This is a genomic window from Massilia sp. CF038, assembly GCF_900129765.1.
Lineage (GTDB): Bacteria > Pseudomonadota > Gammaproteobacteria > Burkholderiales > Burkholderiaceae_D > Telluria_A.
In genome coordinates this window covers 67,929-90,295 of sequence record NZ_FQWU01000004.1, presented here as the reverse complement: position 1 = coordinate 90,295, position 22,367 = coordinate 67,929, and the positions used below count along the sequence as shown (strand labels likewise).

General features: G+C 63.3%; 20 protein-coding genes. 10 read left to right on the top strand and 10 right to left on the bottom strand.

The window, feature by feature from the left end; translation table 11 throughout:
- Position 1 precedes the first annotated feature (1 nt).
- The 4 genes from BUC24_RS21750 to BUC24_RS21735 all read left to right on the top strand — a co-directional run bounded on the left by BUC24_RS21750 (position 2) and on the right by BUC24_RS21735 (position 4,933).
- A complete protein-coding gene (locus BUC24_RS21750; protein ID WP_073221907.1) occupies positions 2 to 1,027 on the top strand; it encodes an L-threonylcarbamoyladenylate synthase in 1,026 nt (341 codons plus the stop codon).
- Between the two features lie 200 nt (positions 1,028 to 1,227).
- A complete protein-coding gene (locus tag BUC24_RS21745; protein ID WP_073221904.1) occupies positions 1,228 to 2,550 on the top strand; it encodes an SGNH/GDSL hydrolase family protein in 1,323 nt (440 codons plus the stop codon).
- A gap of 249 nt (positions 2,551 to 2,799) precedes the next feature.
- Positions 2,800 to 4,221, top strand: a complete 1,422-nt coding sequence (locus tag BUC24_RS21740) for an SGNH/GDSL hydrolase family protein (RefSeq protein ID WP_073221902.1) — start codon at positions 2,800 to 2,802, stop codon at positions 4,219 to 4,221.
- Between the two features lie 31 nt (positions 4,222 to 4,252).
- The gene (locus BUC24_RS21735) at positions 4,253 to 4,933 is read left to right on the top strand and encodes an OmpW/AlkL family protein (protein ID WP_073221899.1); all 681 of its coding nucleotides are present in this window, start codon (positions 4,253 to 4,255) and stop codon (positions 4,931 to 4,933) included.
- 80 nt (positions 4,934 to 5,013) lie between these two features.
- On the opposite strand, the gene BUC24_RS21730 is transcribed toward BUC24_RS21735, so the two are convergent.
- The 3 genes from BUC24_RS21730 to BUC24_RS21720 form a co-directional block, all read right to left on the bottom strand.
- A complete protein-coding gene (locus tag BUC24_RS21730; RefSeq protein WP_073221897.1) occupies positions 5,014 to 5,523 on the bottom strand; it encodes a hypothetical protein in 510 nt (169 codons plus the stop codon).
- 37 nt (positions 5,524 to 5,560) lie between these two features.
- Complete coding sequence (locus BUC24_RS21725; protein WP_073221894.1) at positions 5,561 to 6,745, bottom strand: acyl-CoA dehydrogenase; 1,185 nt, start codon at positions 6,743 to 6,745, stop codon at positions 5,561 to 5,563.
- A gap of 78 nt (positions 6,746 to 6,823) precedes the next feature.
- Entirely contained in the window at positions 6,824 to 7,333 is a 510-nt protein-coding gene (locus BUC24_RS21720; RefSeq protein WP_073221891.1) for a flavin reductase family protein, read from the bottom strand.
- A 136-nt stretch (positions 7,334 to 7,469) separates the two neighbouring features.
- On the opposite strand from BUC24_RS21720, the gene msrA reads away from it, so the two are divergent.
- From msrA to BUC24_RS21705, 3 genes are read left to right on the top strand one after another with little or no spacing between them, the layout of a single operon-like run.
- Positions 7,470 to 8,009, top strand: coding sequence for a peptide-methionine (S)-S-oxide reductase MsrA (gene msrA, locus BUC24_RS21715; protein WP_073221888.1), 540 nt, complete (start codon positions 7,470 to 7,472; stop codon positions 8,007 to 8,009).
- A gap of 57 nt (positions 8,010 to 8,066) precedes the next feature.
- Positions 8,067 to 9,116 (top strand): HD domain-containing phosphohydrolase, encoded by a 1,050-nt coding sequence (locus tag BUC24_RS21710; protein WP_073221885.1) that lies wholly within the window; start codon positions 8,067 to 8,069, stop codon positions 9,114 to 9,116.
- A gap of 10 nt (positions 9,117 to 9,126) precedes the next feature.
- On the top strand, positions 9,127 to 11,472 hold the full coding sequence (locus BUC24_RS21705; protein WP_073221882.1) for a hybrid sensor histidine kinase/response regulator: 2,346 nt from the start codon (positions 9,127 to 9,129) through the stop codon (positions 11,470 to 11,472).
- 127 nt (positions 11,473 to 11,599) lie between these two features.
- On the opposite strand, the gene BUC24_RS21700 is transcribed toward BUC24_RS21705, so the two are convergent.
- Together BUC24_RS21700 and pdxH are read right to left on the bottom strand one after the other, a co-directional pair.
- The gene (locus BUC24_RS21700; RefSeq protein WP_073221879.1) at positions 11,600 to 12,799 is read right to left on the bottom strand and encodes an SAM-dependent methyltransferase; all 1,200 of its coding nucleotides are present in this window, start codon (positions 12,797 to 12,799) and stop codon (positions 11,600 to 11,602) included.
- A 57-nt stretch (positions 12,800 to 12,856) separates the two neighbouring features.
- Positions 12,857 to 14,041, bottom strand: coding sequence for a pyridoxamine 5'-phosphate oxidase (gene pdxH, locus BUC24_RS21695; protein ID WP_073221876.1), 1,185 nt, complete (start codon positions 14,039 to 14,041; stop codon positions 12,857 to 12,859).
- An 82-nt stretch (positions 14,042 to 14,123) separates the two neighbouring features.
- Between pdxH and tcdA the strand changes: the two genes are divergently transcribed.
- The 3 genes from tcdA to cysK are packed head-to-tail and all read left to right on the top strand — an operon-like array spanning position 14,124 to position 16,571.
- Complete coding sequence (gene tcdA / locus BUC24_RS21690; protein WP_073221873.1) at positions 14,124 to 14,966, top strand: tRNA cyclic N6-threonylcarbamoyladenosine(37) synthase TcdA; 843 nt, start codon at positions 14,124 to 14,126, stop codon at positions 14,964 to 14,966.
- 44 nt (positions 14,967 to 15,010) lie between these two features.
- Complete coding sequence (locus tag BUC24_RS21685; RefSeq protein ID WP_083599083.1) at positions 15,011 to 15,613, top strand: FKBP-type peptidyl-prolyl cis-trans isomerase; 603 nt, start codon at positions 15,011 to 15,013, stop codon at positions 15,611 to 15,613.
- 28 nt (positions 15,614 to 15,641) lie between these two features.
- Entirely contained in the window at positions 15,642 to 16,571 is a 930-nt protein-coding gene (gene cysK, locus BUC24_RS21680; protein ID WP_073221871.1) for a cysteine synthase A, read from the top strand.
- Positions 16,572 to 16,577: 6 nt separating this feature from the next.
- On the opposite strand, the gene BUC24_RS21675 is transcribed toward cysK, so the two are convergent.
- The 5 genes from BUC24_RS21675 to BUC24_RS21655 form a co-directional block, all read right to left on the bottom strand.
- The gene (locus BUC24_RS21675) at positions 16,578 to 17,582 is read right to left on the bottom strand and encodes a cation diffusion facilitator family transporter (protein ID WP_073221868.1); all 1,005 of its coding nucleotides are present in this window, start codon (positions 17,580 to 17,582) and stop codon (positions 16,578 to 16,580) included.
- Positions 17,583 to 17,616: 34 nt separating this feature from the next.
- Positions 17,617 to 20,400, bottom strand: a complete 2,784-nt coding sequence (locus tag BUC24_RS21670; protein WP_229448551.1) for a M16 family metallopeptidase — start codon at positions 20,398 to 20,400, stop codon at positions 17,617 to 17,619.
- Positions 20,397 to 20,912, bottom strand: a complete 516-nt coding sequence (locus BUC24_RS21665) for a hypothetical protein (protein WP_073221864.1) — start codon at positions 20,910 to 20,912, stop codon at positions 20,397 to 20,399. The genes BUC24_RS21670 and BUC24_RS21665 overlap by 4 nt, the downstream gene beginning before the upstream one ends.
- A gap of 4 nt (positions 20,913 to 20,916) precedes the next feature.
- A complete protein-coding gene (locus BUC24_RS21660; protein WP_073221862.1) occupies positions 20,917 to 21,645 on the bottom strand; it encodes a nucleotide-binding protein in 729 nt (242 codons plus the stop codon).
- 177 nt (positions 21,646 to 21,822) lie between these two features.
- Positions 21,823 to 22,305 (bottom strand): CinA family protein, encoded by a 483-nt coding sequence (locus tag BUC24_RS21655; protein WP_073221859.1) that lies wholly within the window; start codon positions 22,303 to 22,305, stop codon positions 21,823 to 21,825.
- Positions 22,306 to 22,367 lie beyond the last annotated feature (62 nt).

The window sequence follows — 22,367 nt, the reverse complement described above, 5'->3', positions numbered from 1 at the left end:
CATGGACGTTACCCTGGACCAGGCCGCCATTGCGGCTGCCGCCCGCCTGCTCGAACAGGGCCAGCTGGTGGCCCTGCCAACCGAGACCGTGTACGGGCTCGGTGCCGACGCGGAAAATCCGCAAGCGGTGGCGCGCATTTATGCCGCCAAAGGCCGCCCGCAAGACCATCCCGTGATTGTGCACCTGGCGCCAGGCGCCGCGCTTGACCATTGGGCCACGGACATTCCCGCTGCCGCGCGCCAGCTGGCCGATGCCTTCTGGCCAGGCCCGCTGACCATGATCCTCAAGCGCGCGCCCGGCATTCCCGACGCCGTCTCGGGGGGGCAGGATACAGTCGGTCTGCGCTGCCCCGCGCACCCGGTTGCCATTGCCTTGCTGCAGGCATTCAAGGGGGGCCAGGGCGGGGTGGCCGCGCCCTCCGCCAACAAATTTGGCAACGTCAGCCCCACCACGGCCCAGCATGTCCGCGATGAATTTGACGCCGACGGCAGCGTGGCAGCGATTCTGGACGGCGGCCAGAGCCAGGTCGGCATCGAATCGACCATTGTTGACTTGTCGCGCCTGGCGACCCACGGTCCGGTGCTGCTCCGTCCTGGCCAGATCAGCGCGGATGCGATTGCCGCCGTGATCGACATGCTGCCGGTGGGCGCCGATGCCGCCGCACCGCGCGCCTCCGGCACGCTCGAATCGCATTACGCGCCGCACACGCCGGTTGCCATGCAAGACAGTGCGCAACTGGCCAGCACGCTCGCCACCCTGGCAGCGGCGCAACGCCGCGTCGCCCTGGTGCATTACTCCGATTTTGCGCCGACCCACGCCGCCATCCGCCTGCCTGCCCATCCCGACGGGTTTGCCCATGCCTTGTACGCGGCGCTGCGCGCCATGGACACGGCTGGCGCCGAGCTGATTCTGGTGGAAGCGCCCCCGCAAGATGGTGCCTGGCTGGGCGTGAATGACCGCTTGCGCCGCGCTGCCCATGGCTCCGTTGGCATCGTGCACGGTTTGTTAAATAAGCGCGTTGTCTGAACGCCAGAGGCCGATTTCGATTGGTATAATTTCAGCGACATCCACCGGCTAAAAACTTGCTTCCGATGATGTTGTATTGAACTGACGTTATGCCTCGTTTATTCCTATACAAGACTGGGGAAGACTGGCATATTAGCTGGGATACGAATAGCACGCGCGTTCGTTTTATACCAAAAAATATTTAACACCTAGGAGACAAAATGCGTCAAACCAATCTTGCGCTGGCTATTCTCACGGCAGCCGTTCTTTCGGCTTGCGGCGGCAGCGATAATGACACCCCGGCCGCCCAGCCAAAACCGCAATTCGCAGCGCAGGTTTCGTTCGGCGACAGCCTGTCGGACGTTGGCACGTACAAAGTTGGCGCCGTCGCCGCGCTCGGCGGCGGCAAGTACACCGTCAATGGCGCCACTGCCAAGAACTGGACCGAAATCATGGCCGCCAATGCCGGCCTGGCCGCACCTTGCCCGGCCGTGACCGGCCTGACCGGCAATGCCGCCGTCAATCCTGGCTTCGTCGTGCCAGTGACCGATTTCCCAAGCTGCAATTCGTACGCCATGGGTGGCGCGCGCGTGACCAATCCCAAGGGCCCGGGCAGCCTGGCGGCCGGTTCGGCCCTGGGCCAGCTGACCTATCCAGTGGTTGACCAGGTTACGCGTCACCTGGCCCGCAAAGGCGGCACCTTCAGCGCCACCGATGTCGTGTATGTCATGGCAGGCGGCAACGATGCGCTGCAATTGCTGGCCGATCTGACGGCCGCATCCACGGCTGAAGGCGGCAAGGTCTACTTCAGCACCCTGATCCAGGGGCTGGCCGCGAAGTCCGCCAATCCTGCGGTTGCTGGCCCTGCCATCGCCAGCGCCGTGGCAACGGCATCGGTCGCGCCAGGCGCGACCCAGGCCACCATCACGGCTGCTGCCGTGAACGCCGCGTTTTTGCAAGGCATGAGCACCGATGCTGCGGTGCGCGGTCCGATCATCCAGGCAGCGGCCGATGCCGGTACCAAGGCCGGCGCTGACTACGGCGCGGCCAACGGACCTGCACTGGTGCCAGTCATGGCGCAAGCGGGCAAGGAACTGGCCGACCTGGTGCGCAACCAGATCGTTGGCAAGGGCGCCAAGTACGTGGTGCTGGTAAACCTGCCTGATCTGGCCAGCTCGCCATCGGCCAAATCGCAGTCGGCCTCGAGCCAGCAGCTGATCGCCGGCATGGTCAACGGTTTCAACATCGCGCTGCGCGTCGGCATCGATGGTTTGGAATCGAAGGTCCTGTATGTCGACCTGTTCACACAAACCCAGCTGCAAGTGGCCAACCCTGCCACCTACGGTTACACCAACACCAGTGCGGCTGCCTGCGGCACCAACCTGCTGGGCGGCACCTCGCTGGTCTGCAACGCGACCAACACCCTGGCCGGCGTGGACGTGAGCAAGTACATGTTTGCCGACACGGTGCACCCGACGCCTTACGCCAACACCCTGATCGCACAGTACGTGACCGATCAGATGAAGGCGCGCGGCTGGCTGTAATACCGCCGTATCCTGCACACCGCGCTTGCTAGCGGTGCGCCCCCAGAATGCCGTCCGGTTCACACTGGACGGCATTTTGCATCTGGGAACACGATTTCATGCAGGGTGACTGGCCGCTGGCATGTTATCGCAAGTGCTTTGTCACAAAAGAGCAAGACGCGAACCCGGCCGCTACGTAGTCTGCTATGCGTGGCAACAGGCCCGCTGCGCGCTTGCGCATGTCTAAAAAGTACAACACCAGGAGATACAATGCGTCAAACCAAATTAGCGCTGGCAATGATCACAGCCGCGCTGCTGTCCGCCTGCGGCGGCGGCGCCGGCGAAGAAAAACCCGGCGATCAAACGCTTCGCACCAAATTCAGTTCCATGGTCAACTTTGGCGACAGCCTGTCGGACGTCGGCAGCTACAACGTCGGCACCATCACGGCCCTGGGTGGCGGCAAGTTCACCATCAATGGCAACAACACCGCCAAGGCGCCCACCTTGACCGGCAAAAACTGGACCGAGCTGATGGCCACCCAGTTCGGCCTGCCTGCGCCCTGCGCCGCGCAAACCGGTCTGGATGGGGACCCTACCAAAGGTTTCTCGGTGCCAGTGGTGAACCACCCCGAATGCCTCAGTTACGCCCAGGGTGGCGCCCGCGTCAGCAATCCTGTCGGCCCTGGCCACAAGCTCACCGGTTCGCCCCTGGGTATGCTGACAGTGCCGGTGGCCACGCAGATTGCTAATCACCTGGCCAAGGTGGGCGGCAAATTCAGTGGAACCGAGGTGGTGTTCGTCACCGCCGGCGGTAATGATGTGCTGGCGCTGCTGGGCCAGCTGACCGCTGGCGCCACGGCCGCCGGCCAGGCGGCCGGTGCGGCAGAAGGCGCCAAGGTCGGTGCTCAGACGTATGCCAGCACCCTGGTTGCTTTGCTGGCCGCTGGCGCGACCGACCCGAGCGCCGCTGCCGTGGCCATTGGCACCGCTTTGCAGACTGCCGCGCAAACCCCCGGCGCGACCAATGTCACGATCACCAATGCTGCGGTCACCGCCGCGGCGCAGCAGCCGGGTAACGCTGCCGTGGGGCTGCCTGAAGTGTACGGACCGATGGTCGTCAAGGCGCAGACGGCTGCCGAAACAGCCGGTGCCACGGCAGGCGCTGCCGCCGGCAAAGCGGCTGCGGCCGCCTACGCTGCCGCGCAAGCGCCGGCACTGGTACAAGCCATGGGGGTCGCCGGCGCCGAACTGGCTGGCCTGGTCAAAACGCAGCTGGTGGCCAAGGGCGCCAACTATGTTGTGGTCAACAACTTGCCTGATCTGGGCGGCGCGCCGGCTGGCAAGGCACAGGATGCCTCGACGCAAGCATTGATCAACACGATGGTGTCGACCTACAACACGCAATTGATGAACGGCGTGGCTGGTGAAACAAAGATCCTGTACGTGGATCTGTTTGCCACCAGCCATGACCAGATCATCAACCCGGCGCCGTATGGCTTGACCAACACCACCACGGCCGCCTGTGGCCCCAACGCGCTGAGCAATTCTTCACTGGTGTGCAATGGCAGCAATCTGATCGCTGGCGACGTGAGTCACTTTATGTTCGCCGACGACGTGCTGCCGACGCCGTATGAAAACTCGCTCATTGCCAAGTATGTGGCCGAGCGCATGATCGTCAAGGGCTGGCTGTAAGCCCCCGCACCCATAAGAATACGGAGAACACATGAAATTACGTTTGAATAGCGCACTGCGCGTGCTGGCCGCCATTGCCGCCATGGCCGTGGCCCAGGGCGCCGCGGCGCAGGCTGCCGGACAATGGACTGTCAAGGGCGGTCTGGGCAAGATCACGCCCAAAGTCACCAGCGGCGACGTCAGCGCACCGGCGCTGCCTGGCAGCAAGGGCGCGGTCAGCGCCGACACCAAACCGATCTTTGCGGTCGCCTACGGCCTGACCGACAACGTCTCGCTGGAACTGGACCTGGGCTTGCCCTACAAGCACGAGATCTCGGGCGCAGGCGCGATTGAAGGCGTGGGCGTGATTGGCACCGTCAAGTCCTTGCCGCCCACCCTGTTTGCGCATTACCGCTTCTTCAAGCCCGACGCGCAGTTCCGTCCGTATGCTGGCCTGGGCGCCACGTATGCCTACTTCGCCAGCGAAACCGGATCCGGCCGCCTGACCACCTTGTCCGACATTGGCGGTCCACCGACCACCTTCTCGATCAAGAACAAGCTGGCCGCGACCTTGCAAATCGGCGTGGTGTGGGCGCTCAACGAGCGCTGGTTCATCGACGGCAACATCAGCAAGACCTGGCTCAAGACCAAGGTCTCGTTCTCCTCGGGCCAGACCCAGGACATGAAACTCGATCCGCAGGCAGTGACGCTGGGTGTGGGCTACAAGTTCTGAACCCGGCGCCCAGTCAGCAGGAAAAACCCGCCACGGCGGGTTTTTTCATTTCTGCGGGGCGCTATCGGCAGATGGCATGCTCAGCGCCTGAAAAACGAGAACTGATTCAGATGCTCCTTGAAGCGCTTGGCCTGGTCCGTTTTCATCCAGGTCAGGAACAGGCATGCCGCCAGCCACACCAGCAGTTTGCCCAGAGCCGCCAGCATGGGATTGCGCACGGCCTGGCTGACGGTCGGTTCCTGGGGCAGATAGTTCACGTAGACCGGATCGCCGACCTGCATCTCGCAGCCGCCATTGCCCTGACCGGCGCGACCCTGGCCCGTCATCCTCACCCCATCGGCAACAAAACCATACGTGAGCAGCATGTACCTGCCCTTGCCACGCACGCAGCGCGCTTCCAGCACGGTCCCCGTGACCTTTACGCCCCAGAACGCCAGGCGCAAGTCGCGCACAGGCGAGCCGAACAGGAATGGCAGCAGCAGGAACACGAACAGGAAGGCCCAGCGCCGGTACCCGCGCGGCACGTCCACGTACAGGTAGAGCGCGAGTACGCAAACAGCCAGCAGGGGGACGAAGATGTTATGTTCCATGGAATAAAAAACCCGCCGAAGCGGGTTGGGTGACTGCTTATTGGAACGCTTGAATGCCAGTCTGGGCCCGTCCCAGAATCAGGGCATGAATGTCGTGCGTGCCTTCGTAGGTGTTGACCACTTCAAGGTTGACCATGTGCCGGATCACGCCGAACTCGTCGGAAATGCCGTTACCGCCCAGCATATCGCGCGCCACGCGGGCGATGTCCAGCGATTTGCCGCAGGAATTGCGCTTCATCATCGACGTGATTTCCACGGCAGCCGTGCCGGCATCTTTCATGCGGCCCAGTTGCAAACAGCCTTGCAGGCCCAGGGTGATTTCGGTTTGCATGTCGGCCAGCTTTTTCTGCACCAGCTGGTTGGCAGCCAATGGCCGGCCGAACTGGTGGCGGTCCAGCGTGTACTGGCGCGCCGTATGCCAGCATGCTTCGGCCGCGCCCAGTGCGCCCCAGGCGATGCCGTAGCGGGCCGAGTTCAGGCAGGTGAACGGGCCTTTCAGACCGCGCACGTCGGGGAAGGCGTTTTCTTCCGGGCAGAACACATTGTCCATGACGATTTCGCCGGTCACCGAAGCGCGCAGGCCAAACTTGCCATGGATGGCAGGCGCGGACAGGCCGGCCATGCCTTTTTCCAACACGAAACCGCGGATGGCGCCTTCATCGTCCTTGGCCCAGACCACGAACACATCGGCCACCGGGGAATTGGTGATCCACATTTTGGCGCCGGTCAGGGCATAGCCACCGGGTACTTTCTTGGCGCGAGTGATCATCGAACCCGGATCGGAACCGTGGTTCGGTTCGGTCAGGCCGAAGCAGCCGATCCATTCGCCGGTGGCCAGTTTTGGCAGATATTTCTGGCGCTGCTCTTCGGTGCCGAACTCGTAGATGGGTACCATGACGAGCGACGACTGCACACTCATCATCGAGCGGTAGCCCGAATCGATGCGCTCGACTTCACGCGCGATCAGGCCATACGCCACATAGTTCAGGCCAGGGCCGCCGTACTGCTCCGGGATGGTCGGTCCCAGCAAGCCCAGCTCGCCCATTTCGCGGAAGATCGGGGTGTCCATCTTCTCGTGGCGGAACGCTTCCAGAATGCGCGGCGCCAGCTTGTCCTGGCAATACGAAGCGGCGGCGTCGCGCACCATGCGCTCGTCGTCGGACAACTGGTTGTTCAGCAGAAGGGGATCATCCCAGTGAAATTGGGCTTTGGCTTGGCTCATGGCAGTTCCTGTCTCAGTTTGACGTCATATTGTAAAGCGGGTGGCAAGTTGTATAGACTACTTGCCGAATCCATAATTTTACCGCGTTTGGGTGCTTCCAAACTGTCCGCTGTGAAAAATCAGCGACGCTTGCGGGTGCACTGCGCAATCCTCGACTTCACCCACAAAAATCACGTGGTCGCCTTCCGGATAGCGGCTGCGGTTGTGGCATTCAAACCAGGCCGACACCCCTTTCAGAATGGGCTGGCCAGTGCGCGACAATTCGTAATCGACGCCCTCGAAGGGTTTCTCGCCGCGGCGCGAAAAGCGCTTGGCCAGTTCGGCCTGCTCGGCACCGAGGACATTGATCACATAGTGGGAGTTGCCGCTAAACACAGGCAAACTGTTGGCCACGTTCCCCAGGCTCCACAGGACCAGGGGCGGGTCGAGCGAGACCGAATTGAAGGAGCTGGCCGTCAGGCCGCGGAAGCTGCCGTCGGCAAGGCGGGTGGTGATCACGGTAACGCCAGTGGCGAACTGCGACAGTGCCTGGCGAAACTGGGCTTCGTCGAAGTCGCGCGCGGCCGCGCGGGGGGAGCTAGTGTTCATCGTTGCCTTGCGCCGCATGGCGCTGTGTAATATATGACATTATGCCAAATTTTGGCCAGCCACGGCTGCACCGTGGCACATCGGCGCGCTTTTGCGTTACAGTTGAGACCATGATTTCTGTCGATTGAGGTGTGCAATGACAAGCCAGTCTGGATCACAAACAGCCGTGCTGGGCGGCGGGTGCTTCTGGTGTCTGGAAGCGGTGTTTCTCGAAATGCGCGGCGTGCTTGAGGTGGAATCGGGTTACATGGGCGGACACGACCCGGCACCGACCTACGACGCGGTCTGCAATGGCGGCACCGGCCACGCCGAAGTGGTCAAGATCACCTTCGATCCCGCGCAGGTCAGTTACCACGACGTGCTGGAAGTGTTTTTCACCATCCACGATCCCACCACCCTGAATCGCCAGGGCAATGATGTCGGCACCCAGTACCGCTCGGTAATTTTTACCGATTCGCCGGAGCAGGAAGCGGTCGCGCGCAAGGTCATTGCCGAGATGGCGGTGGTGTGGGATGGGCCGATCGTGACGGAAGTGTCGCCGGTTGCCACTTGGCATAAGGCCGAAGCCTATCACCAGAATTATTTTGCCCAGAACCCATTGCAAGGGTATTGCGCCTTTGTGGTTGCACCGAAAGTCGCCAAATTTCGTAAGACATTTACCGACAGGTTAAAATAGCGACCGCCTGACACCTTGCCGCAAGGTGTCTTAATTTGTAACCGGATCGGACTCTCGATGAAGGTAGTGATCGTCGACGATACGCACATCAATCTCGTGCTGATGTCGCGCCTGATGGAAAAGCTCGAGGATGTCTCGACCGTGGCCTTTCAGTCCGCGCGCGAGGCGCTGGAGTGGTGCCGCGCCCATCCGTACGACTTGCTGATCCTGGACTACATGATGCCCGATATCAACGGGCTTGAATTCATGGCCGGGCTCGACCCCGACCTGCGCGCGCGCCCGCCGGTGCTGATGGTGACCGCCAGCCAGGATGTGGAAATTCGCCACCGCGCGTTGGAAAATGGGGCCAACGATTTCCTGATCAAACCCATCGACAAGGTGGAATTTCTGGCGCGCACGCGCAACATGCTCGAGCTGCGCCGTGCCACGGTGGCACTGCAAAGCCGCGCCAGCTGGCTGGCCAGCGAAGTGGCCAAGGCCACGGCCGCCTTGCGCGCGCGCGAGCAGGAAACCATTGTGCTGCTGTGCCGGGCGTCCGAATACCGCGACCCTGAAACCGGCGCCCACATCCAGCGCATGGCGCACTATTCACGCCTCATTGCCGCCGAGCTCGGCATGTCGGAGGAAGAACAGGAACACATCCTCAATGCCGCGCCCATGCACGACATTGGCAAGGTCGGCACGCCCGACACCATTTTGCTGAAACCGGGACGCCTCAATCCGGACGAGATGGAAGTGATGCGCCAGCACGCCTTAATTGGGTACAACATCTTGAAAAGCAGCGAAACGCGCATGCTGCAGCTCGCCGCCGAGATCGCCTACTCGCACCACGAACGCTACGATGGCAGCGGCTATCCCAACGGCCTCAAGGGCGAAGCGATTCCCCTGGCTGGCCGGATCGTGGCGGTGGCCGATGTGTTCGACGCGCTGACCAATGTGCGTCCCTACAAAACAGCCTGGTCGCTCGATGCAGCGCGCAACTTCCTGCTGGAAAATAGCGGCAGCCATTTTGATCCGAACTGCGTGGAGGCACTGATGCGCCGCTGGAGCGATGTGCTGGCCATCCGCGAGCGCCTTGACGACAGCGCCGCCCAGGACGCGGCCTGAGCCGCCAAGCATGCGCCACAAGAAACTTGTGCGCCAGGTGCGCCGCGCCTTCGGGGTCGAAAGCGAACAGGCGCTGCAGGACATGCTGGGTCAGATTGCGGCCGGCGGGCACGCGCCACTGGCGCACGGCATTGCATCGCTGCTGGTGTCGATCCAGCGCAGCTACGAAGAATATGACCGTGACCTGCAAGTGCGCACGCGCATGCTCGAGATCAGCTCCGAGGAACTGCTCAGCGCCAACGCCCAATTGCGTGCCGAAGGCGCGCGCCAGCGCCAGGTGCTGCAATCGCTCCAGTCCAGCGTCCAGCGCCTGACCTTCGATGCGGGCGGCACGCCCGAGCCGGCGCCAGCGGACGCCGACCATGACTTGCTGGGCCTGACGCACGCGCTGGAAAAACTGGTGCAGCAACGCGAAACAGCGCGCGAGCTGACCGAACAGATTCTGGACCAGTTGCCCATCCCGGTATTCCTGAAGGACCGCGAAGGCCGCTTCGTGCGCTTTAACCGCCAGTTCCAGCAGTTTTACCAGCTCACGCGCGAGCAATTGATGGGCGCGCGCATTGAAGACTTTACCCCGCCGGCCTGGGCCAGCGTGACCCAGCAGGAAGACACCCTGGCCTGGCGCACCGGCCTGATGGTCAGCAGCGAACGGCGCGTGACCCAGATCGATCCGCCGGTCGACCTGGTGGTCAATCGCATCGTGATCCACAGTGGCGGCGAATCGTACCTGCTGGGTTTTTCAATTGACATCAGCGAGCAGCGCGCCGCGCGCGACGCCATGCAGCGCGCGGTGGAATCGGCCCAGGCCGCCAGCCGCGCCAAGAGCGAGTTTCTGGCCAACATGAGCCACGAAATTCGCACGCCCATGAACGGCATTTTGGGCATGACCGAACTGGTGCTGGAGTCGCCGCTGGCGCCCGAGCAGCGCGACGATATTGCCCTGGTCAAGGCGTCGGCGGATGCGCTGCTGACCATCGTCAACGAAATTCTGGATTTCTCGAAGATCGAGGCAGGCAAGCTGGACTTGGAGGAAGTGCCCTTCGACTTGCGCCAGCTGGTGCGCGAAACCATCCGCTCGCTCACGCCGCGCGCGCAGAAAAAAGGTTTGCAGCTCAGCTGCGACATGCCGCCGCAAATTCCCCGCATGATGAAGGGTGACCCGGGGCGCTTGCGCCAGGTGCTGCTTAATCTGCTTGGCAACGCCATCAAGTTCACCCAGCAGGGCAGCGTGACCCTCGACTTGGTTCAAGGCTTTGAAACGGAAGACCGCTGCGAGATCGAATTCATCGTGACGGATACCGGCATTGGCATTCCCCTGGAAAAGCAGCAAATGATTTTTGAACCGTTTGCCCAGGTCGACGGTTCCACCACGCGCCAGTTTGGCGGCACCGGTCTGGGACTGACCATTTGCCGGCGCCTGGTGATCCTGATGCAGGGCGACATCGCGGTCGACAGCGCGCCCGGCAAGGGCAGTGCCTTCCGCTTCAGTGTGCCGCTGCGCCACGCGACCCAGGATCCGATGGCGCGCAGCGTGCTGGCGGCGCCTGACGCGCCGGTGGCGCCCGATCTGGTGCTCAGCGCCTTGCCGCAGGTGCAGGCGCCCGACAGCGGCGGCAGCGGCTTGCGCATCTTGCTGGCCGAAGACAATCCGGTCAACCAGCGCCTGGCGTTGCGCCTGCTTGAAAAAATGGGGCATCGCATCACCCTGGTCGACAACGGCCAGGATGCATTGGCGCGCACCATGCAGGGTGGCTTTGACCTGATATTGATGGATGTGCAGATGCCCGAGCTGGATGGCCTCAGTGCCGCGCGCCGCATCCGCCAGTGGGAACTGGCGCATGGCGGCCATGTGCCGATTGTGGCCATGACGGCGCGTGCCATGCAGGGCGACCGCGAGCGCTGCCTGGAAGCCGGTATGGACGATTACCTGTCCAAGCCGATCGACAGCGAACATTTGCGCCAGCTGGTGAGCCGCTTCCATGTGGAGCAGGCCGGTCCCGTGCTGGCCTGGCGCGCGGCCTTGCTGCGCCTCGATGGCGACACTGGCCTGTTGCTGGAGCTGGCGGCACTGTTCATTGACGACGGGCCGCAGCTGATGCAGACCTTGTACCAGGCGCTCGCTGCCGACGACTTGCCTGCCTCGCAGCGGGCCGTGCACAGTTTGCAGGGCGTGCTGGTCAACTTTGGCGCGCAGCGCGCCATTTCGCAAGCCGAGCGTTTGTCGACCAGTTTGCATGAACCGGCGCAAGCGGCGCAGTGGCGCGGCCAGGCGCAGGAGCTGGGCGGGGCAGTTGATGAAGTGTATGCGGCATTGCATGCCTTGATCGCGGCCGGGCCCGAAGCGATGGGCAAATAAGCCGCACATCGTCCTCGCGAAGGCGGGGACCCATTCCACGTTTCCGAAGTCGTTCAGCGTGCTATAGGTCCCCGCCTTCGCGAGGACGATGTGGTGGGGGCGGCAGCTGCGAGGGTAATTTACGCGCCTACTGATACATATACCTGCGCGACCACGGTATCTCCCCCGGCCCCTTGCCCGCCTTGCTGCACACCACCTGATACACGCTGATCCAGTCGTGCATGAAGGCATACGCGCAGCCGGCCAGATACACATGCCAGATGCGAAAGGTGCGCGCGTCTGCCAGGGTCTGAATGCGCGCCGCATTGCTCTCGAAGTTATCGGTCCAGATGGCGCAGGTGCGCGCATAGTGGCGCCGCAGATTTTCCACATCGCGCGCTTCCAGGCCGCCTTCCTGCATGGCGCGCAGCACCGTGCCCAGGTGCCCCAGCTCGCCATGCGGAAACACGTAGCGGCTGATGAATTCACCCCCGCCATACGGCGCCGCCTTGCTGGCAGTATCTGTGGTGGTAATGCCGTGGTTGAGCGCCACGCCATCATCGCGCAGCAGGCCTGCCATGCGCCGGAAGTACGCCGGCAGATGGCGCAAGCCCACATGCTCGAACATGCCGACGCTGGTGATGCGGTCGTAGGTGCCGCCCACATCGCGGTAATCTTCGAGCCGGATCTCGACCAGATGCTGCATGCCCGCACGCGCCACATGCTCGCGCGCGAGCCGGGCCTGATTGTCGGACAGGGTGATGCCCACGCAGCGCGCCCCATGGCGCTGGGCTGCGCGGATCGCCAGTGCGCCCCAGCCGCAGCCAATATCAAGCAGGGTATGGCCAGGGCGCAGCCCGATCTTGCACAAAATATGGTCGATTTTTTTGCACTGGGCTTCGGCCAGCGTTTCGTTGCCGTGTTCGAAATACGCGCACGAGTAGACCATGGCCGGATCGAGCCAGGCCTGATAAAAGGCATTCGATACATCGTAGTGGTAGCGCACGGCAGCGGCATCGATGGCGCGCGTGTGGGTGGCCCGGCGCCAGGCCCGCAGCAAGCCGTTGCGCGGCACGCTGTGGGCGGCCAGCGCCCCCACCACCTCGAGCATGTCGCGCGCGCGCCCGCGCACATCGATGGCGCCCTCCACGTAAGCTCGGCCCAGGTTGTACAGCGATGGCGAGCGCAGATAGCGCAGCGCGCGCGCGTGCGGAATGCGCAAGGTCACGCGCGGCGGCTCGGCAGAAAAATCGAGCTGCTGCCCGTTCCATAATTCCACCCGCAAGGGCAGAGTCAGTTTGCTGCGCAGCCCGGTGCTCCAGGCATCGAGACGAATCTGATCGAACACCTTACCTCCTGCGAATGACTGGCGCAGGCGGCATGCGCCAGGCGGCGCAGGTCTGCGTCAGGGTTGCAAGCGCTCCCGCGCCCAGCTGCCGTCCGGCTGCAGCGTGTACACGATGCGGTCATGAAAACGGGAACGGCGACCCTGCCAGAATTCCAGCCGTTCCGGTACCAGGCGGAACCCGCCCCAGTTGTCGGGACGTGGTGGTTCCTCGCCGTATTGCTGCGCCACGGCGTCGTAATTGTGTTCCAGTGCTGCACGGCTTGCGATGGGCATGCTTTGCGCCGATGCAATGGCGGCCAGCCGGCTTTTTAGTGGCCGGCTGTGGAAATACTTGTCGCTTTCATCTGCGCCCGTGCGCTCCACTCTTCCTTCGATGCGGATTTGGCGTTCAAGTTCAGGCCAAAAGAATAACAAGGCGGCGAATGGCTGGGCAGCCAGCTGGCGCCCCTTCTGGCTGTCGTAGTTGGTGTACCAGGTAAAGCCGCGCGCGTCGAATTGCTTGATCAGCACAATGCGCGAGCTGGGCCGCCCGCGCTCGTCCACGGTCGCCACGCTCATGGCATTCGGTTCATTGACCTCCGCCTTGAGTGCCTGTTCGAACCACTGATTGAACTGGACGATGGGATCGGCAGCAACATCGTTCTCGCTCAGCGTGGCCTGGCCATAGTCTTTGCGCAAGCCGGCCACGGCATCGCCCGCCGCCACGGGCACGGCAATGCCCCGCCGCAGCTGCATGGCCTGGCCCAGCTGCGCCATTTGCTGTGCGCTGAACAGGCGCTTGGCCATCGGTGCAACATGGCTTTCCTCGCGCTCCATGTGGCCACTGTACATGTGGACAAAGCGCTGCACCTCGCTGGCGTTCAGCGTCGCCGCGCTGGCGTTGGCAATGCCGCTCAGCGCTTCGTGCAGGTTTTGCCACATGGCATCCATCTGATGGTGCTCGCTCAGAATCAGGGGCACCAGTTGGCCCAGCAGGGCGGCATCGTCGCCTTGCGCCGTCGCTTGCAACATCGGAATCAAATCCTGCTCTTCATCTTCGTGGTGCAGGTGCGCCGCCTTGTCGAAATACTTGATCACGGCCGCGGCCGCCTGTTGCGCCTGTTCGTCTGCGCCATGGGCAGGCAGGTGCGCAAGCAGTTTCTCGAGGGTGGCCAGTTGCTTGCGAATACGGTCATGGCAGTGCTTGAGCACGGCAATTGGCTGGTCAAAGCCGGGCGCGCTGTCGGGAAGGGCGTTCGTCATGGGGAGCTTTCGATGGTTGCCAGTCTGGATACAAGCGGTATTTTAGAGCAGTCGGAACGGCCGCGTCCGTTAAAATGGGGGGATGAATACCATCAACACCCATATTTTCCAGGACGACGCCGAACCCATCGACGCCGAGCGCCGCTTTGGCGGCATAGGCCGCCTGTACGGCCAGGACGCGCTGGCGCGTTTTCGCAGCGCCCACATTTGTGTGATCGGCGTGGGCGGGGTCGGTTCCTGGATTGTCGAAGCCCTGGCCCGCAGTGCGATTGGCCAGCTGACGCTGATTGACCTCGACAACGTGGCCGAATCGAATATCAACCGCCAGATCCAGGCCCTGAGCAATACCATCGGTCAGGCCAAGATCGTGGCCCTGGCCGAGCGCATTGTCCAGATTAACCCATTTTGCCGCGTGCATCTGGTCGAAGACTTCATTGATCCCGACAATCTCGATCAAATGCTGGGCGGGAAGAATTTCGACTATGTGGTCGATGCCATCGACAGCGTGCGCGCCAAGGCCGCCTTGATTGCCTGGTGCCGTGATCACCAGTTGCCGGTAGTGACCATTGGCAGCGCCGGTGGCAAGACCGATGCCGCCAAGATTGAAGTACGCGACATGTCCAAGACGGAACAGGAGCCGCTGCTGAAGATGGTGCGCAAGCGCCTGCGCAGCGACTACGGTTTTCCGCGCAGCCTGAAAACCAAGTTCCACGTCGACGCCGTGTTTTCGATGGAGCCGCTGGCCATGCCGGAAACCGATGGCAGTTGCGAGATCGACGCCGTCACCGGTCTCAATTGCGCCGGGTTTGGCTCGAGTATGGTGGTCACCGCCACATTTGGCATGATCGCCGCGGGACATGTGCTGAACCAGCTTGCGCAAGCTGTCAGAACGCAGGCTGTGCAGCCTGACCCTGCCTTGTTATGATAGCCTCGTGCAAGTCCAATTTTTTCTAATTTGAAAGTACACACATGATGCGTCGTTCCCTGTTTGTCCTGATGATCTGCGCCGCTGGTGCAGCGATGGCCCAGAATGCCGGCCAGAACGCGTCCGCCAGTGCGACGGCTCAGCCGCAAGAAACGCCGGTCTCGCCCGTTGCCCCCCTGCCGCCAACGACAGTGCCAACACCAGCGCCGGTCCCGACGCCAGCGCCGACGCCCGAAGTCGCCCCTGTGCCACCCGCGCCGGTGGTGGCGCCGACCCCCGTGGTGCCGGCTGAACCTGTGCTCGAGCCGCTGGTCAAAACCGACACCGTGATTGGCAAGGGCGCAGAAGCGATGCCCGGCTCCAAGGTATTCGTCCATTACACCGGCTGGCTGTACAAGCCCATGGCACCGCGTCAGCGCGGGCGCCAGTTCGATTCGTCCATCAGCCGCGGCGAGCCGCTTGAGTTCGTGCTCGGCAGCGGCCGCGTGATCAAAGGCTGGGACCAGGGCATCAAGGGCATGCGCGTGGGCGGCAAGCGCACCCTGATCATTCCGAGCCACCTGGCTTACGGTACGCGTGGCGCCGGCACCATGATCGGCCCGGGCGCCGACCTGATCTTCGATGTACAACTGGTAGACGTGAAATAATTTAACAGGCCAACGTGGGAGTCAGAGCATGAGAATCGCAAACGACGTCACCGAACTGATCGGCAATACACCGCTGGTACGGATTCGCAGTCTGGCCAAGGGGGCTGGCGCGGAAGTGCTGGCCAAGCTGGAGTTCTACAACCCGGCGCACAGCGTCAAGGACCGGATCGGCCTGGCCATGATCGAGGCGGCCGAGGCGGCCGGCAAAATCGGCCCCGACACCGTGATTGTCGAGCCTACCAGTGGCAACACTGGCATCGCACTGGCCATGGTGTGTGCTGCGCGCGGCTACCGCTGCAAGCTGGTGATGCCAGAAACCATGAGCAGCGAGCGCCGCATCCTGCTGCGCGCCTATGGCGCCGAGCTGGTGCTCACGCCAGGCCCCGAAGGCATGCTGGGCGCGATCCGCACGGCTGAAGAAATGGTGGCGGCCAACCCCAACTACTTCATGCCGCAGCAATTCAACAACCCGGCCAACCCCGAGGTTCACCGCCGCACCACGGCCGAGGAAATCTGGCGCGATACCGATGGCCAGGTCGACATCCTGATTGCCGGTGTTGGCACCGGCGGCACCATCACGGGTGTGAGCGAGTTGATCAAGTCGCGCAAGCCGGGCTTTCAAGCCATTGCGGTGGAACCGGAAGCATCACCCATGCTGTCGAAGGGGACCAAGGGACCGCACCCGCTGCAGGGTATCGGTGCCGGTTTCGTGCCGGCCGTGCTCAACCAGCACAGCTACGATGAAGTCATCACCGTCAAGAACGACGATGCCTTTGCCACCGCACGCGCGGCAGCCAGCCAGGAAGGCTTGCTGGTCGGGATCTCGTCGGGCGCAGCGCTGTGGGCCGCGCTGCAGGTGGCGCGCCGCCCTGAAAACGCGGGCAAGCTGATCGTGACCATCATTCCTTCCTTCGGCGAACGCTACCTCTCGACTGCGCTGTACGCCAATCTTGCTTGAGTTGGCCTAGTGGGTCTCGCCGTGCAGCGTGCAAGCGTGCACGGTGGTCCCTTGTTCCACCTGCAGCGTGACGTGGTGGATGGCATGCTCTTGTTTCAGATGGGCGACGATGGTGTCAATCGCCGCATCGCCCGGATACCCCGAGGGAATCACCAGGTGGGCGGTGAGCGCGTTTTCGGTCGTGCTCATGGCCCAGATGTGCAAATCGTGGATGGTGCTCACGCCTGGCTGCGCCAGCAGAAACGCGCTGACCTTGGCTGGATCGACATTGTCGGGCACCGCTGCCAGCACCATGCGCAGCGATTCCTTCAGCAGCGCCCAGGTGCTGCCCAGAATGAACAGCACAATCACGATACTGGCCACCGGATCGATCCAGGTCCAGCCGGTGCCCAGAATGGCCAGGCCCGACACCACCACCCCCAATGAAATGACGGCATCGGCTGCCATGTGCTGGTAGGCGCCGCGGATGTTGATGTCATCCTTGCTGCCGGCCATGAACAACCAGGCCGAAAACCCGTTGATGGCCACCCCGATCAGGGCCACGATGGCCACCGTCATGCCGACCACCGGGGCCGGGTTGGTGATGCGCTGGATCGCTTCCCAGCCGATCGCGCCGCAGGCCAGCATCAGCAGCAGCGCATTGAGCAGGGCGGCCAGGATCGAGGAGCTGCGCAGGCCATAGGTATACCGGCCGCTGGGTGACTTCTTGGCCAGCACGGCGGCGCCCCAGGCCAGCATCAGGCCCAGCACGTCCGACAGATTGTGGCCGGCGTCGGCCATCAGCGCGGTCGAGTTGGCGATGAAGCCGTAGCCGAATTCAATCGCCACGAACAGCGTGTTCAGACCGATCGCCAGCGCGAAGGCACGTTCATTGCCGTTGGGCGCTGCATGATGGTGATGATGGCCGTGACCGTGGCCATGATGGTCGTGACCATGATCGTGCTTGTGATCGTGCTTGTGATCGTGATCGTGGTGATCGTGGTCGTGGTGTTCGTGTGGGGCAGATGTCATTGCGCGTTTCAGTCAATTCAAAAAAGTGCTGCTGTCAGTGCGGCCTGGCGTCGGCCGCGCGCACGTCGATGGGGCCGAGCTTGAGCTTTTTCAGCTGCGGCTCGATCTTCTTGCGCTCGCCCACCGCGACCACCACCATTTTTTCCGGCACCAGGTACTGCTGCGCCACGGCCTGCACCTGCTGTGCCGTCACGGCCCGGTACTGCTGCGCCAGGGTGCTGTAATAGTCGAGCGGCAGGTCGTACGCAAAAATGCTGGCCAGGCTGCCGCCGATGCCTTCGTTGGTGTCGAAGTGGCCAGGCAGCGACAGCACCTGCGCATTGATGGCGTTGTGCAGCTCCTGCTCGGGCAGCGGGTGCTCGCGCATGGCCCGTACTTCCTTGAAGATTTCGCTCACGGCCGCGCCGGTGGCATTCGTGCGCACACTGGTCACGATCTCGAACGGACCTGGCGTGCGGCGGTAGTCGAACTGCGAGTAGGCGCCGTAGCTGTAGCCTTTGTCTTCGCGCAGATTGGTGTTGATGCGGCTGGTGAACAGGCCGCCCAGGGCCGCGTTCATCACTTCCAGTGCGGCGTAGTCGGGCGTGTTGCGGGCCGCGCCAAGCAGGGTCACTTGCAGGGCGGTCTGGCTGGCGTCGGCTTTGGGCACCACGATCACGCGCGTGCTGCCGGCCACCGGCGCTGCCGTCTCGCGCCGGGTGACGGCGCCGGCCTGCCAGCTGCCAAAGTACGTCTCGGCCAGTGCCTGTGCCTCGTCGCGGGTCAGATCGCCCACCAGGACCAGGGCGGCATTGTTCGGTACGTAATGCTGCTGCCAAAAGCTGCGCAAGTCGGACCCGGTGGTGGCCTTGAGTGCTGCTTCCGTGCCCAGGCCGCCGTAGGCGAAGGGGTGGGCGCTGCCGTACACGGCCAGCGCCGCCATCTCGTCGGCAATCGCTGCTGCGTCGTCCTGCTGCTGGCCCAGGTCCGCCAGGCGGCTGGCGCGCTGGCGTTCGACTTCGGCGGGCGGGAAGGCCGGGTTGCGCACCACGTCGGCCGCAATCGCCAGCGTCTTGCCGAAATTCGATTTGAGCGACATGAGCGAAATGAGCGAGGTTTCGGCGCCACTGCCCGCGCTCAGGTGCGCGCCCAATTGCGCCAGTTCTTCGGCGATCTGGGGGGCGCTGCGGGTGGCCGTGCCTTCATCGAGCATGCTGGCCGTGAAGCTGGCCAGGCCGGGCAGGGTGGCCGGGTTGGCGCTGGCGCCTGCCTTGACCACGATCTCGGCCGCCACCAGGGGCAGCGCCGGGTTGTAGTGATGCAGCACGGTCAGACCATTGGCCAGCTTGAACGATTGCGCTGCCGGCAGTTTGACTTCCGGCGCCGGTCCCGCCGCCGGCACCGTGTGGCGCCAGTCTTGATCGCGGTTGACCGCGGTCGGCTTGGACTGACGGCCGGCCGGCTTGGTCACCGGCACGTCCGGCGGCAGCTGGGGCGTGCCTGGTACGCCGTGGACCACCACGCGCGCCTGCTTGCCCAGCTGGGCGGCGACCACGCGCTGCACATCGGCCGGGCTGACCTTGCGATAGCGGGCCAGATCGCGCGCCAGATAGTTCGGGTCGCCCACGAACTGGTTGTATTCGTTGAGCAGATCGGCCAGGCCATCGCCGCCCAGCTTTTCCATCGAGGCGAACAGCGCGGTCTCGATGGCATACTGGGCGCGCTGCACTTCCTGCACGGTCGGGCCGGCGCTGCGCAGGCGGTCCAGTTCTGCGTCGATGGCCGCTTCGATTTCCTGGGCCGTGTGGCCGGGCCGGGCCGTGACGTCAATTTCAAATACCGAGGTCAGGGCGCTGCCATGCTGGGCCGCGCTGACATCCTGTGCCAGCTGCTTGTCGTAGACCAGCGCGTGGTACAGGCGGCTGGCTTTGCCGCCCGCCAGAATTTGCGCGGCAATCGACAGTTCGGCGTCGTCCTTCTGGTAGGCGGGGGAAGTCAGCCAGCCCATGATCACGCGCTGCAGTTCGACCCGGTCGGTCACCACCACGCGCCGCTCGGCCGTGATGGGCGGGGTGACCACGTTCGGCTTGGGCACATCGGCGCCGCGCTGGAAGCTGCCGAAGTACTTCTCGACCAGCTTGCGCACGGCCGCCTTGTCAATGTCACCGGCAATGACCATGCTGGCGTTGTTGGGCGCGTAGTAGCGCGTGAAGAAGGCGCGCACATCGGACAGCCGCGCAGCCTGAATGTCGGCATGCGAACCGATGATGTTGCCGTGGTACGGGTGCGTTTTCGGGAACAGATTGTGGTGCAGTGCTTCGGCCACCACGCCATACGGTTCGTTTTCCACGCTTTCGCGGCGCTCGTTGCGCACTACGTCCTGCTGGTTCGACAGCGCCTTCTGGTCCAGCACATCGAGCAGGTAGCCCATGCGGTCCGAGTGCGCCCACAGGGCCAGTTCCAGCTGGTTCGACGGCAGCGTATCGTAGTAATTGGTGCGGTCGAAGTCGGTGCTGCCGTTCGAATCGGTCACGCCCGCGCCTTCCAGCAGCTTGTCGACCAGGCCGCGCGGCGCGTGCTTGGTGGCGGCGAACATCATGTGTTCGAACAGGTGGGCAAAGCCGGTCAGGCCCGGCGTCTCATTGGCCGCGCCCACGTGGTACCAGATATTGACGGTCACCAGCGGCAGCTTGTGGTCTTCGACCAGGATCACTTCCAGGCCGTTGGGCAGGGTGTATTTTTCAATCGGCAGTGCGGGTACGGCCAGTGCGGGTGCGGCGCCGCCCAGGCCCAGCACGAGGGCGGGCACGGCCAGCAAGGAAAGGGGAGACTTGGTCACGGCTTTTGCATTTCTGCCTGAATGGCATTACGGGTTTTGGCGTCGAGCTTCTGGACGATCGCGCCCAGCTTCTCGCCGTTGCGGATCGCCTGCGCCTGTTCGGGCGTGAGTTCCTTCGCGATCACGGTTGAAGGCGGTATCGGCGCTGGTTTGAACCACAGCGCCTGGCCCAGCAGCACCAGCACGGCGCCCAGCAGGGCGGCGCCAGCGGCAGTGGCGGGCTGGTGCCAGTCTTGCTTGCCTGACGGTGCCGCCAAGGCGGGCTTGGGCAGCGGCGCAGGCGGCGCGCTGGTGCTGTCGCCCTCGGCGCGCCAGGCAGGCGGAGCGTCCTGCGGCAGACCGGCCTGGTCCGCCAGCCTGGCGCTGGCCTGATCGAGCAGCGCCACGTGGCGCTCCACGGCTTCGGCCAGCACGGCCTCGTTCAGCGCCACCAGGGCAAAGATCGGGTCGTCAATATCGATCTTGACGCCGGTCTTTTCAAATACCAGGGTGCGCAGTTTTTGCTGGTCCATCGCGTTACCAGCTGACGTTGTCGAGTTGTTCAAACAGGTCGCGGAACACGACCTTGATGCGCTGTTTTTCCATGACGTTGAACTTGTCGCTTTCGCGTACTTCGTTGGCGGTCAGGCGGGCGATGTTCATTTTCTTGATGTCGGCCCCGAAGGTATCGGCGTTGCGCTGGGCCAGCACCACCCGTCCCACCACACGCGCGGCATGGTCGGCATAGGTTTGCGATTCGGTGAATACCTTGCCGGTGGCCGATTGCAGCAGGCCGAAGTGTTCGTTTTCCCACAGCACCAGCGGCACATCGGTCGACTTGGCAGTCGAAACAAACCCCATGGCGGTATCGTGCAGGGTGTCGCCGCCGCCCACGATGCTGTGAATGTAGACCTTGCGGCCCGATTCCTTGAGCAGATCGAAGCAATCGTTTTCCAGCAGGTAGCCCATCAGGGGCGAAAAGGTATTGGCACCATTGTCGATCACGCAGTTGCCTTCTTCCTCGAGCAGATCGATCATCAGCGCGTCAAAGCGTTTCGGGTCGATATTGCGGCTGTCGGTCATCACCGGCACATGCTTGACGTCCATCGCCTTGTAGCGCGAAAAGGTGGCGTTTTCCTGGTCGGTGTCGTAGCAGCGCAGCGGCCGTTCGTCCTTGGTCGCGAGCCATTGCGCCAGGATGGTCGAGACCAGCGTCTTGCCGATGCCGCCCTTGCCCTGGAGGATGAAATGAACCGTGTTGTGCATCGAGGAACTCCCGAGAAGTATGCTGTGGCGCTATTGTCGCCCATTTTCGCTGAAATGCATCGTCCTCGCGCAGGCGGGGACCCATAGCACGTCACCGAAGTTGTTCAGCATGGTATGGGTCCCCGCCAAGGGGGCCGCCGAGCCCGAGGACGATGTGGCGGTAATTTGCGTTCTTGTCTATTCAATAAACCGCAGCAACCCCTGCAGAGAATGAATCACGGTTTGCTCGCGCACCGATTGGCGGTCGCCTGTAAATACCAGGCGCTCAGTGTGGGTGTGCTCGCCACGGGTCCAGCCAAAGCAGACCGTCCCGACCGGCTTGCCCGGCACTGCGCCAGTGGGGCCGGCAATGCCCGTGGTCGACAGCGCCACATGCGCATTGCTGTTGGCCAGCGCGCCCTGCGCCATGGCGGCAGCGACCTCTTCACTGACCGTGCCCAGCTGGGCGATCAGCGCGGCGGACACATCCAGCAGCTCGGTTTTGGACGCGTTGGAATAGGTGACAAAGCCGCAGTCGAACCAGCCGGTCGAGCCGGCGATTTCCGTGATGGCCTGGGCCACACCGCCGCCCGTGCATGATTCGGCCGTCGCCAGCAGCAAACCCTTGTCTTGCAGCGCGCGGCCTACCCTGGCCGCCAGATCGATAATGTCGTTCGTCACGTGAGCTCCTTTTTGTGCTGGTCGTCGGGTGAGGCTACTTTACCATGCAGCCTCGAAAGATG